This window comes from Mycolicibacterium obuense, from assembly GCF_055397605.1.
The window spans coordinates 911,638-923,793 of record NZ_AP043663.1; the positions used below are offsets into that span (position 1 = coordinate 911,638).

Annotated in this window: 12 protein-coding genes; 8 read left to right on the forward strand and 4 right to left on the reverse strand. The window is 67.6% G+C overall.

What is annotated here, in order from left to right; genetic code table 11:
* The first annotated feature begins 218 nt into the window (after nucleotides 1-218).
* The 4 genes from ACZ50N_RS04345 to ACZ50N_RS04360 all read left to right on the forward strand — a co-directional run bounded on the left by ACZ50N_RS04345 (nucleotide 219) and on the right by ACZ50N_RS04360 (nucleotide 5,505).
* A complete protein-coding gene (locus ACZ50N_RS04345) occupies nucleotides 219-2,555 on the forward strand; it encodes a CocE/NonD family hydrolase (RefSeq protein ID WP_464474721.1) in 2,337 nt (778 codons plus the stop codon).
* A 62-nt stretch (nucleotides 2,556-2,617) separates the two neighbouring features.
* A complete protein-coding gene (locus tag ACZ50N_RS04350; protein WP_464474722.1) occupies nucleotides 2,618-3,397 on the forward strand; it encodes a maleylpyruvate isomerase family mycothiol-dependent enzyme in 780 nt (259 codons plus the stop codon).
* Nucleotides 3,394-4,083, forward strand: a complete 690-nt coding sequence (locus tag ACZ50N_RS04355) for a mycothiol-dependent nitroreductase Rv2466c family protein (RefSeq protein ID WP_046366289.1) — start codon at nucleotides 3,394-3,396, stop codon at nucleotides 4,081-4,083. The genes ACZ50N_RS04350 and ACZ50N_RS04355 overlap by 4 nt, the downstream gene beginning before the upstream one ends.
* A gap of 36 nt (nucleotides 4,084-4,119) precedes the next feature.
* Nucleotides 4,120-5,505: a WS/DGAT/MGAT family O-acyltransferase gene (locus tag ACZ50N_RS04360; RefSeq protein WP_046366290.1), complete on the forward strand. Its 1,386-nt coding sequence runs from the start codon at nucleotides 4,120-4,122 to the stop codon at nucleotides 5,503-5,505.
* A gap of 33 nt (nucleotides 5,506-5,538) precedes the next feature.
* On the opposite strand, the gene ACZ50N_RS04365 is transcribed toward ACZ50N_RS04360, so the two are convergent.
* The gene (locus ACZ50N_RS04365; RefSeq protein WP_464475589.1) at nucleotides 5,539-6,246 is read right to left on the reverse strand and encodes an SDR family NAD(P)-dependent oxidoreductase; all 708 of its coding nucleotides are present in this window, start codon (nucleotides 6,244-6,246) and stop codon (nucleotides 5,539-5,541) included.
* A 201-nt stretch (nucleotides 6,247-6,447) separates the two neighbouring features.
* Here ACZ50N_RS04365 and ACZ50N_RS04370 point away from each other — a divergent pair, with 201 nt between their 5' ends.
* The 4 genes from ACZ50N_RS04370 to ACZ50N_RS04385 all read left to right on the forward strand — a co-directional run bounded on the left by ACZ50N_RS04370 (nucleotide 6,448) and on the right by ACZ50N_RS04385 (nucleotide 10,479).
* Entirely contained in the window at nucleotides 6,448-7,047 is a 600-nt protein-coding gene (locus ACZ50N_RS04370; RefSeq protein ID WP_464474723.1) for a sigma-70 family RNA polymerase sigma factor, read from the forward strand.
* A 7-nt stretch (nucleotides 7,048-7,054) separates the two neighbouring features.
* Nucleotides 7,055-7,465 (forward strand): cupin domain-containing protein, encoded by a 411-nt coding sequence (locus ACZ50N_RS04375; RefSeq protein WP_464474724.1) that lies wholly within the window; start codon nucleotides 7,055-7,057, stop codon nucleotides 7,463-7,465.
* A 77-nt stretch (nucleotides 7,466-7,542) separates the two neighbouring features.
* Complete coding sequence (locus ACZ50N_RS04380; RefSeq protein WP_464474725.1) at nucleotides 7,543-9,021, forward strand: serine/threonine-protein kinase; 1,479 nt, start codon at nucleotides 7,543-7,545, stop codon at nucleotides 9,019-9,021.
* Nucleotides 9,022-9,141: 120 nt separating this feature from the next.
* Entirely contained in the window at nucleotides 9,142-10,479 is a 1,338-nt protein-coding gene (locus ACZ50N_RS04385; RefSeq protein WP_046366192.1) for an MFS transporter, read from the forward strand.
* Nucleotides 10,480-10,481: 2 nt separating this feature from the next.
* Here the strand turns inward: ACZ50N_RS04385 and ACZ50N_RS04390 are convergent, their stop codons facing one another.
* The 3 genes from ACZ50N_RS04390 to ACZ50N_RS04400 form a co-directional block, all read right to left on the reverse strand.
* Entirely contained in the window at nucleotides 10,482-11,039 is a 558-nt protein-coding gene (locus tag ACZ50N_RS04390) for a TenA family protein (RefSeq protein ID WP_464474726.1), read from the reverse strand.
* A 64-nt stretch (nucleotides 11,040-11,103) separates the two neighbouring features.
* A complete protein-coding gene (locus ACZ50N_RS04395) occupies nucleotides 11,104-11,571 on the reverse strand; it encodes a hypothetical protein (RefSeq protein WP_464474727.1) in 468 nt (155 codons plus the stop codon).
* Nucleotides 11,568-12,152, reverse strand: a complete 585-nt coding sequence (locus ACZ50N_RS04400) for a hypothetical protein (RefSeq protein WP_464474728.1) — start codon at nucleotides 12,150-12,152, stop codon at nucleotides 11,568-11,570. The genes ACZ50N_RS04395 and ACZ50N_RS04400 overlap by 4 nt, the downstream gene beginning before the upstream one ends.
* Between the last annotated feature and the right edge of the window lie 4 nt (nucleotides 12,153-12,156).

Here is a 12,156-nt window from a genome sequence, read left to right on the forward strand (position 1 = left end):
GTGTGCATGCCAACTGTACGGACAGCCGTGCCGTGATCGGGGACGCGCGCGATATCCGTCGCGCGTTTCGTGAAACGCCATGGATTCCATCGCCAGAGCGTGCCGATCTGACTCATCGGTAAGAAAGCGGCGAAACCTCCGCGAAGCCCGCGAATCAGGCGGTATGACTGACACCCATGGGTGCGGGATCATGCGTGGGTCGAGTCGGCGGTTTGGCAGTGGCACTCGGTATCGGAGCGGCGGTTCTCGCCGGTGCCGGCGTTGCAGTGGCCGACGAGGGGGCGGATTCGTCGCCGACGGTCAGTGCCCCGACGTCGCAGACCGCGAAGACCCCGGAGACGCCGCGGAAGACGCTCAAGGAACGGCGGGCGCTGCGGAACAAGCCCTCAGCGGAGGGAACGGCACAGAACACAGACGGCGAGAAGCCGGATGCGGACACCAGGCCCGTCCGCACACGGAACAAACTCTCGGTGGTCGCACGCGGCGCTGAACCGGCCGCCAAGGCCGCCAAGGCCGACGAGGCGCACGACACCGCCGAGACGGTGGTCACTGCGGTGGTGGCCGACACAGCCGTCGAATCGGCCCCGGCCGAGGTGCCCGCAACGGTGCGCACACCCTTCTGGGTGAAGACGCCGGTGCTCGCGCACGAGGACTCCGAGGTGACCGAGCAGGACCCGGAGCCTGCTCGCGTGGTGACCCCGCTGCTCGACCGCATCGCCGCCAAGCGTGCCGCTGCGGACGCGGGCGGCGATCCGGCGCTGCCGGCCCTGGCGTCGTTGGTGATGTCGGTGGTGGCCGCGGGGCGCGAGGCCACCACCGATGCGCCGGCGACCGTGGGCAGCGAGCTGACGACCAGTCAGGTCGCGGACTCCTACCCGATCCCGGAAGGCGTGACGGTCAGGGAGGTGCATCCACCGCTGTTCTGGCTGCAGCGCATCCCCGTGCTCGGCACGTTCGTCTTCACGCCGATCGTCCGCACCCTGCATGCCCTTCCGCTCGTCGGAGATGCGCTACAGCCCATCATCGGATTTCCCCTCAATCGTTTCGACCCGCCCGGGACACCACAACCGAAGAGCTATTGGGTCACGTCGTTCGACGGCACCAGGATCTTCGTCAACGTGATGCCGTCGCTGAAGTTCGACGAGTACGGCCAAGCCCCCACGGTGCTCGACGGCCCTGGTCTCGGACTGCCGGGCTCGACGTCGCTGGCTCTGCAGAACGACAGCCTGCTGCCGTTCGACGTGATCGGCATCGGACGGTTGCGCGAAGCCGGCTACAACGTGGTGACGTGGGATCCGCGCGGCGAGTGGCGCTCCGGCGGCATCATGCATCTGGATTCGCCGGACCTCGAGGGCCGCGACGTCTCCCACATCATCAGCTTCCTGTCGACGCTGCCGTACGTGAAACTGGACACGACCAATGATCCCCGCCTCGGGATGGTCGGCGCGTCCTACGGCGGCGGCATCCAATTGTCAGCGGCCGCAATCGATCACCGCATCGACGCGATCGTGCCCACGATCGCGTGGAACGACCTCGTCGACGTCCTCTTCCCCCGCGGCGCGGTCAACAGCGCCTGGGGCACCCTGTTGCCTGCGGTCCTGGTGCTGACGCTCGCCCGCGAACACCCGCGGATCCTGCCCGTCGCCGTCATGGGCGTGTTGTTCGGCAAGGTGAAACAGTCCGACCTGGATCTCGTCGAGAGCTTCGGTTTCGCCGACCAGATCAAGGACATCACGGCGCCGACCCTGCTGATCCAGGGCACCGTGGACACGCTGTTCCCGCTCAGCCAGGCCGATGCCAACGCCAAGGATCTCCTCGCAGCGGGCACCACCACGAAGGTGATCTGGTACTGCGGCGGTCATGGCGCCTGCCTGAGCCAGCCCAAGCGAGGCGAGGTGATCCTGGACAGGACGATGGACTGGCTGAACCACTACGTCATGGGCGATGACACCGTCTCCACCGGACCGGAATTCGAGTGGACCGACCAGAACGGTGAGTGGTACAGCTCCGAGAAGTACCCCGTCGACAACGGCACCCCGATCATCGCGACCGAGACGAAGCCGAAGACCATTCCGTTTATCCCGTTCCTCGGTGGTTCCGGACCCGACCCCCGCATCCTGTTCCACGGGCCGCTGCAGACACTGCTCGGCATCGCCTCGGCGGGCCCCGCGCTGAACGCGGTCAACCTCAAAGTTCCTCCGGCGCAGGAGCTCACACACATCGTCGGCGCGCCGGAACTGACGCTCACCTACTCCGGGAAGGGCAACGCCAAGCACGTCTACGCGCAGATCGTCGACGACAAGACCGGACTCGTCCTGGGCACGCAGGCGACGGCGATCCCGGTGACGCTGGACGGCGCGACGCACGAGGTCACGTTCTCCCTCGAGCAGGTGGCCCACACGCTGCAGCCGGGTGAATCGGTGACGGTGCAGCTGGTCACCTCGACCATCAAGTTCCTGAACTTCTACTCGTGGGGCCGGATCACCGTCGAGGGTATGACGATCGAGCTGCCGACGCTGGCGACCGATGCGCAGCCGGAGACGATCTCGGCCTGACCCGGCGACCAGGTTTGGCGAAAAGACTTCCCTCCGAGCGTCCGCACGGCTAGAGAAGAGGGATGCCCTCACGCACTCCCGACGACATCCGCACCGCGCTCGAGCAGTGTTACACCGCGATGGAGAAGCTCGCCGCCGACCTGAGCGACGCCGACTGGCAGGCCCAGTCGCTGTGCCCGGACTGGACGGTGCGCGGCGTGTTCGACCACGTCGTCGGGATAGAGGCCGTATTGGCCGGCTGGCTGCCGGAGAGCGTCGAGGAGCTTCCGCCCTTCGGGCGCGCCGCTGAGTTCGTCGCCGACCCGGCGCCGTATCCCGACAAGATGCACGCCGTCTTCGAGCAACGGCGCAGCGACCTCGCGTCCTTGTCACCCGAGGACTACGACCGACCGTCCTGGATGCCCGTCGGCCCCGGCACGCTCGGTCGGTTCCTCGCGATCCGCGTATTCGACATCTGGGTGCACGAACGCGACATCACCACCGCACTCGGCCGGTCCACGGATGACGGCGGTATCGCCGCCGAGTTGTCCCTGGATCAGGTCGACAACTCCATCGGCTACATCGTCGGCAAGAAGGTCGGCCTGCCCGACGGTACGAGCATCACGTTCGACCTCACCGGCCCGGTCACGCGGAAACTGCATGTGCGCGTAGACGGCAAAGCCAAGGCCGTCGACCACCTCGACGCCCCCGATGTCGTCGTCACCAGCGACTCCACCACGTTCATTCAGCTGGCGTCCGGCCGCATCGAACCGCAGGCCCAGATCGACGCCGGCCGCATCCGCTGGACCGGTGATGGCGAACTCGGGGACCGAGCCGCCCGCAACCTGAGGTTCACGATGTGACGAATCCCGTTGACTCAGTGGACTTCCACTTCGACGTGATGTGCCCTTTCGCGTATCAGACGTCGCGGTGGATACGTGAGGTCCGCGACCGCACCGGCATCACCGTCAACTGGCGCTTCTTCAGTCTCGAGGAGATCAACCGCCAGGAAGGCAAGAAACACCCGTGGGAGCGGGAGTGGTCCTACGGCTGGTCGATGATGCGGATCGGGGCCTTGCTGCGCCGGCAGTCGATGGCCGCCGTGGACGCCTGGTACGAGCGAGCGGGGCGCGCCCTGCACGTCGAGGGGCACAAGCCTCACGATCCCGCCGTCGCCCGTCACCTGCTCGCCGAACTCGGCCTCGACCCGGGATTGGTGGACGACGCCATCGCCGATCCGACCACCGATGACGAGGTGCTGGCCGATCATCGCCGCGTCGTCGACGCCGGCGGCTACGGGGTGCCGACGCTGTTCTTCGCCGACGGGCAGTGCCTGTTCGGTCCGGTGCTCATCGACCCCCCGACGGGCGAGGCGGCGCTGCGGCTCTGGCAGGCGGTCACCGCGTGGACGGAGTTCCCGCATCTCTACGAACTGCAGCGCCCCAAGACGGCCGCCGATCAGGAGGCCATCACGCAGACGTTCCGGCCGTATCTGCAGGCCCGCGACTGGGTGTCGATCAACCGGGGCGAGGTCGTCACCTTCGATTGAGTTTGGCCGCGCCCTCGAAACGGGTACGTCTGCCCGGTGGAACGGCTGGGTGGGCTTGATGCGGGTCTTCTGTACAGCGAGTCGGCCGCGATTCCGATGCACGTCTGTTCGGTCGTCATGGTCGACACATCGACGGTGCCCGGCGGCTTCTCCTATGAACGGTTTCGGGGCGACATCGCCGACCGGGTCCGTGCCCTACCGGAACTGAGGTCCAAGCTCGGCGACAGTCAGTTCAACGTGGACCACCCAGTGTGGGTGCAGGACAGGGCTTTCGATCTCGACCGCCACCTCAACAGGATCGCGCTGCCGTCGCCGGGTGGACGCGAGGAATTGGCCGCGGTGTGCGGACACATCGCGTCGGTGCCGCTGGATCGCAGCAAGCCGCTGTGGGAGATGTGGGTCATCGAGGGCGTTGACGGGGCACGGCTGGACGCCGGCGGCCCGCTGGCACTGATGATCAAGATCCACCACGCCGCCGTCGATGGAGTGTCGGCCGCCAATCTGCTCGAGACCCTGTGCGACCTGGAGCCGGATGCGCCGCCACCGCCACCCGTGGACGGACCGGGTGACGCGACGCCGTGGGCGATCGCCGCCGACGGGCTGGTGCGCTTCGCGACGAGGCCGCTGCAGCTCGCACGAGTGGTTCCGGTGACGGCGGCGATGGTGGGCAAGACGGTGACCCGCGCAGTATCGGGTACGGCGATGGCCGCACCGTTCGTCGCACCGAGGACGCGGTTCAACGCGGAGGTGACGTCGGAACGGTCCATCGCCCTGGTGCAGCTCGACCTCAACGACGTGAAGAAGGTCAAGAACCACTACGGCGTCAAAGTCAACGACGTCGTGATGGCGCTGTGCGGCGGGGCGATGCGCGAATTCCTCGCGGCCCGCGACGAGATGCCGACCAGACCGATGATCGCCTTCGTACCTGCGTCGGTACACGGGCAGACGAATCGGCCGGGCCGGAATCAGCTGTCGGGGATGTTCTGCAATCTGCACACCGATGTCGCCGACCCCCACGAGCGGTTGCAAGCCATCTCCGAGTCGACCCTGCGAGCCAAAGAGCACAGCGGTTCACTGGGACCCACGCTCCTCGTCGACCTCGCGCAGATGATCTCGCGCAACATGTACAACGTGCTCCTGGGTGTGATGTCGCGGGCACCCGTCCCCGCGGCGGCCCCCGCCAACGTGGTGATCTCCAACGTGGCAGGTCCGCCTGCGACGCTCTACAGCTGCGGCGCCGAGGTGAAGGCTCTCTATCCGCTCGGGCCCATCTTCCACACGGTCGGGCTGAACATCACGGTGATGTCCGTGGCCGACAGGCTCAACGTGGGCATCATCTCGTGTCCGCAGCTGGTCGACGACCTGTGGGATCTGGCTGATCGTTTCGACGTCGCACTCGCAGAGCTGCTGCAGGGCTGCTGACGCCGCCTGACTCACGCAGTACCGCAACGCTTTTCATGCTGCCGATCCACCGCCGTCGACGCGCAGGATGGCGCCGGTGATGAAGCTGGCCCGGTCGGAGGCGAGGAAGAGCACGGCCTGGGCGATCTCCTCGGGACGACCGGTGCGGCCCAGGGGCAGCGCCCGGCCCAGTTCCTCGTTGACCTCACCCCACTCGGCGGCAACCCCCTCGGTGCGGGTGGGGCCGGGGGCAACGGCGTTGACGCGCACACCGAATCGGCCGAATTCGACCGCCCAGGTCCGGGTGAGCGATTCGACCGCGGCTTTGGTCGCGCTGTAGGTCGACGCGGCCGGCACGCCTTTGGTGGCGACCATCGACGAGATGTTGACGATGCTGCCGCGTCCCCTCCGCACCATGCCGTCGGCCACACCGGCCGTCAGGAAGTACAGACCCCGGACGTTGGCGTCGAGCGTGCGCTCGAACGACGCGACGTCCTGCTCCAGCGTCAGCGCCCCCGGAAACGCCGCGGCGTTGTTGACCAGCACATCGACGTCGCCGTCGTCGGACAGTGCGCTCACCGCGGTGAGGTCCGCCATGTCGGCGGCGACGAAACGGATGTTGCGGTGCGCCGCGATGGACTGACCCCGGTGGGCGTCGCGGCCGGTGACCGTGACCTCCGCTCCGGCGTCGGCCAACAACCGGGCGCAGGCCAAGCCGATCCCGGCGGTGCCTCCTGTGACGAGAGCTTTTCTCCCCGACATCTCCACGAGCGTTCCCCTTTCTCTGGGACAACACCCCAGAACCGGGCGGCGTCGCCGGATTCATCCCGCGCCGCCGACCGGGTGCGACCACGCACTTCCTGGCGCAGACCACGGGTTCTCTGGGGCTCGGAACGAGGGGCGGCCGACGAGGCTGGGATCAGGCCCCGACAAGGGGCGATGGACCTCCGAGGAGTGCACGCCATGACCTTCACCGCGACCGATCCGACGCTGACCCCCGATACCCGTGCCGCACGGTTCGCCCAGGAGGTCGAGCCCCACCTCGAGGTCTTGGCGCGCGGCGCTCGCCGTCGCACGCTGTGCCGTGCCGACGCCGACGATCTGGTGCAGGACACGCTCATGCGCGCCTTCATCGGTTTCCACACGTTCCAGCCCGGGACGAATCTCCGGGCCTGGCTGTTTCGCATCATGTACAACCAGTGGGTCACCACCCACCGCACCAAGCAGTCACGGGTGCAGGAGGTGTGGATCGGTACGGGAGCCGATCACGAACTCTCCGCCGACGTCCAGGCCCGCGAGGCCCGCTCGGCGGAAGCCGACTACCTCGACACGGTTCCCGCGGCCGAGGTGCGAGCGGCGCTCGCGACGCTGCCCGAGGGTTTCTGCCGTGTCCTCTACTACGCCGATATCGAGGGCTACACCTACGCCGAGACCGCTGAGATCCTCGACATCCCGCTGGGCACCGTCATGTCGCGCATCCATCGGGCCCGTCGACGCCTGCGTCTCGCACTGTCCCGCCCGACCGCGGGCGACGCCGTCGACGCCGAGCGCATCAGTGCGTAGGCCGACGATGAGCGACCGGTACGACGACGGCTGGGAAGATGCGCTGACGGTGCTGCAGGAGGTCACGCCGCCGCTCATCCGGGACGGCATGCACGCGGTGACGGTCCTCGTCGACTATCCGGCGGGCAGCGCCGGCGCCCCGCCGCATCGACACCCCGGCGGTCCGGCCTTCGGTTACGTGCTCGAGGGCGAGATGGTCTTCGAGCTCGAGGGTCAGGCGCCCCGCGTGGTGCGTGCGGGCGAGGCGTTCTGGGAACCCGGGGGTGACGTCATTCACTATTGCGACGCCAACCAACGCAGCGACGCGCGGCTACGTTTCCTGGTCACGATGCTGTGCAGCCCCGACACGCCGATGCTCGTGCTGGTCGACGAGGACGAATTGCGGGCGCGCAGGCACCTGCGCGTCGGCGCTCGCTGACCGACCCGGAGCTCACCCGGTAGGTTTTCTTCTCGGTGGAGGGGTCACACGAACAGCCGCGAGGAAAGGAAGCAACAGTGAGCACCCCACGCGTGGGGACGCGGTTCGGACCCTATGAGCTGCGCTCGGTGATCGGCGTCGGGGGCATGGGCGAGGTGTACCGCGCCTATGACACGGCGCGTGAGCGCATGGTGGCGATCAAGCTGCTGCGTCCCGAGATGGCCGCCGACCCGAGTTTTCAGGAAAGATTCCGCCGCGAGTCCCGGGTGGCGGCGCGGCTGCAGGAACCGCACGTCATCCCCGTGCACGATTTCGGCGAGATCGACGGTGTGCTGTTCATCGACATGCGCCTCGTCGAGGGCGCGAGCCTCAAAGAGGTGCTGCGCACCCACGGACCTCTGCAACCACGGCGCGCTGTGGCGATCATCCGCCAGGTGGCCGCGGCCCTGGACGCCGCACACGCCAACGGGCTGGTGCATCGCGACATCAAACCGGAGAACGTGCTCCTGACACCGGACGACTTCGCCTATCTGGTGGACTTCGGCATCGCCCACGGCGGCGGTGAGGCGACCATCACGTCGACGGGTCTGGTCGTCGGCTCGTGCGCCTACATGGCGCCGGAGCGATTCAGCGGGGAGCGCGGCGGGCCGGCCTCGGACGTGTACTCGCTGGCGTGTCTGCTGTATGAGACGTTGACCGGTGGCGCACCGTTCGAGGCGGCCGATGTGCGGCAGGTGATGAGTGCGCACATGTTCACGGCGCCGCCGCGGCCCAGCATCATGCGGCGGGGAATCAGCCGCGCGTTCGACGACGTGGTGACGCGCGGGATGGCGAAGGCGCCGGGGGACCGCTTCACCTCGGCCGGGGATCTCGCACGGGCGGCCGGGGCGGCGGCCGAGCGCGCGCCGAGTGCGGCACCCGTCGCACCCGTGGCGCCGCCTCCGTCGACGCGGCAGTTCTCGGCGGCCTATCCGACCCCGCCGCCGTACACGCCGGTGCCGCCGCCACCGCAGCGCGCGGCGCGACGCTTCAGTCAGGCGCAGATCGCGTTGATGGTCACGACCGTCGTGTTGCTGACGGCCGCGGTGGTCCTGGCGCTGGTGTTGGTGTTCAGCGGCGGCGGGACCGGGACGGCGCCGACGACGCGCCTCTCGGCACCGTCCTCGTCGTCGTCGGAGGAGTCGACGTCAGCGGAGACCACGTCTTCTGAGACCACGTCGAGCAGCCGGCCGATCAGCGGGGTGTCGGGTACGGATTCTCAAGGCTTCGTGGGTCATTCGGCGCGCTGCGACAGCGGTGACTCGGCGGCCGCCGCGATCCGCACGGCTCAGTCGCTGGCCGTGATCTGCACGTCGGGCGATGGCTACTACTACCGCGGCGAGCGGCTGCGTGACGGCGCCAACCTCGAACTGCAGAACGCGCAGCGCTCCGGCGCCGGCTTCACCGTCACCAACCCCGCCGACGGTATCCAGTACGCCGTGCAACCGGACGGGTTGACGCTGTCCAGTAGCCGCGGCGTCGATCGGGAGCCCGCTGTGGAGTACGGTTCGGGCTGACGCAGGGGCTTGTATTGAACGTGGGGGTTCTGCACGCAATCGACCGAATTTGCGTACACAAGCCACACGCTCGGCCGCGCGCTCGTACAGTACGGCTACGCGAACAGGGGAGGGTCGCCGATGACCACCACGACAGTGCCGCGGTCGAGCGCCGCCGAGACCCGGCGGGCGATCTGGAACACCATCCGAGGGTCGTCGGGCAACCTCGTCGAGTGGTACGACGTCTACGTCTACACCGTCTTCGCAACCTATTTCGAGGGCCAGTTCTTCGACGAGTCCGAGAAGAACTCGACCGTCTACGTGTACGCGATCTTCGCGATCACGTTCGTCATGCGGCCGGTGGGATCGTGGTTCTTCGGGCGCTTCGCCGACCGGCGGGGACGACGGGCCGCGCTGACGGTCAGCGTGTCGCTGATGGCGCTGTGCTCGTTGGTGATCGCGGTGGTGCCGTCGCAGGCCGTCATCGGGATGGCAGCGCCCATCGTCCTCATCGTCGCGCGTCTGGTGCAGGGATTTGCGACGGGCGGCGAGTACGGCACCTCGGCCACCTACATGTCGGAGGCGGCGACTCGGGAGCGGCGCGGTTTCTTCTCGTCGTTCCAGTACGTGACGCTCGTCGGTGGCCATGTGCTCGCGCAGTTCACCCTTCTCATCCTGCAGACCGTCCTCGACGACGACCAGCTGCGCGAATTCGGTTGGCGCATCGCCTTTGCCGTCGGCGGGGTGGCGGCGATCGTGGTGTTCTGGTTGCGGCGCACGATGGACGAGTCGCTGTCCGAGGACGTGATCGAGGCGGCCAAGGCCGGTGAGGATCCCGGTGCCGGCTCGATGCGCGCACTGTTCACGCAGTACTGGCGGCCGCTGCTGCTGTGCTTCCTGATCACCCTCGGCGGCACCGTGGCGTTCTACACCTACAGTGTCAACGCGCCCGCGATCGTCAAGACCGCCTACAAGGGCGAGGGCATGACAGCGACGTGGATCAATCTGGCTGGGCTGGTGTTTCTGATGCTGCTGCAACCGATCGGCGGGATCATCAGCGATCGGATCGGGCGCAAGCCCATGCTCGTGTTCTTCGGCATCGGCGGCGTGTTCTACACCTACGTGCTGATCACGTTCCTGCCCGAGACACGTTCTCCGCTGACGTCTTTCGCGCTGGTGGCGGCGGGATACATCATCTTGACCGGATACACCTCGATCAACGCCCTGGTGAAGTCCGAACTGTTCCCCGCGCATATCCGGGCGCTCGGCGTGGGCGTCGGCTATGCGTTGGCCAACTCGATGTTCGGTGGGACGGCGCCGCTGATCTACCAGGCGCTCAAGGAACGCGACCAGGTGCCGCTGTTCATCGGCTACGTCACCGTGTGCATCGCGATCTCGCTGATCGTCTACGTGTTCTTCCTGCGCAACAAGGCCGAGACCTACCTCGACAGGGAGCGGGGCTCGGCGTTCCGCGCCTGACGTCAGTCCAGGGCCATGTCCCAGAACGCGATCTCGTGCTCGAGGACCTCCCGGACCAGGTCTGCGTAGCTGCCTGGGTTGGCGAGCTGCTCGAGTCCCTCGACGTAGGCGGCGAACTCGGGAACCGTCCAGTGCTCGACGAATTCCGCGAACGGGGAGCCATCCGACGTCGCGTGCGACCACGCGAGCAGATACACCTTTTCGATCACCCACAGCGCGGTCAGCGCGGCGTCCGCGGGCGCGGAGTCCACACGGCTGAGCAGCTCACGGTAGGACAGCGTGGCCGGCAGCGCATCGGAGGCGACGTCGAGTCCACGCTCGGCGGCCTTGACGTCGAACCAGTCGAGTTCGGCGACCAGCGCCACGCATCCACCGGCGAGCACGTTCTGCGCCCGCCGTGGCGCTCGCGCGAGTAGCCGGGCCTGGCAGGTCAGCAGGTCGGTGACGAACAGGACGTCCTGCACCAGCCACCGATCGAATGCGTCGCCGCTGATGTTGCCGTCGCGAACGGCGTCGAGGAACGGGTGCTGGGTGGCTGCGGTCCAGAGCGAATCATGCATTCGGGCAACACTAGTCACGCCGAAGGCGGCGGGCACACGTCCCGCCGCCCTCGGTGCTCGCACGTCAGACCGAGAGCAACCTCTCGAAGAAGCTTCGGTACTGCTTCAGTGCGACCCGCAGGTCCTCGGTCGACGCTTGCTCGCCGCGGCTCCACTGCTCTTCGAGCCGCGACCGCGCCTGACCGAATCCGGTGGTCAGCTGGTGGACCAGATCGGAGACCAGGCTGTCGGCCTTCTGCACGCAGTCCTTGGGATCGTCGACGAAGCTGGCCTGCACCGCGTCCCAGCGCGCACGCAGGCCGGCGAGTTCGTCATGCGCGAAAAGCCCTGCCTCCGGGTCGGTTTGGTGTGCGTCCCGGCGCTGCTCCCCGTGGTGCTGTTCGACGCCGGCGACCTGGGGGTCCATCGGCGCGGTCGGCGGTCCACCGGCCTGCGGTGCGCTGACGTCGTTCTGCATCGGGGCGACCTGATCGGCCGGGATGTGGTCGGGGTTCGTGTCATAGACGTCGGTGTGCTGGTCATGGGTGGTCATGCGCGTGCCTCCTTCGAGGTGTCTTTCGAGGGTCCGTTGTCGGTGGTGTCGAGAAGTCGTTCGAACAGCGCGCGGTAGTGCACGAAGGCCTCCCGCTGGCGTTCGGTGTTGACCTCGCCGCGCTGCTGCGCGGTGTGCACGCTGTGTGCTGCGCGGTAGTTCTCGACGATGTGGGGATGGTCGACGGAGATGTCCGCTGCGCGGCGTTCGAAGTCGTCGACGGGGTACCCGCGTTGGCGCATCACCTCGGTGACGAGCACGTCCGCGGTGCCGACGGCCCGAGCGGGATCGTCGACGAAATCGGTTTGCACCTGTGTCCAGCGCACTTCGAAATCGTTGCGGGCCACAGGGGAGAGCGCGACGATGTCGAGCTTGTCGCGCTTGCGGGCCCGGGCGGCCAGTTCCTTCTCGGCCGCCTTGGCGTCGCCGGTGCGCTCGACGGTCCGGTCGTATTCCGGGCCGAAGTGTTGCTTGAGCTCTTCACTGCGTTTACGTCCGCCACCGGAACGCACTGCCAGCACCACGAGCACGATCACCACGATGATTGCTGCGGCGATCAAAATCCATTGCCAGGTAGGCATTTCG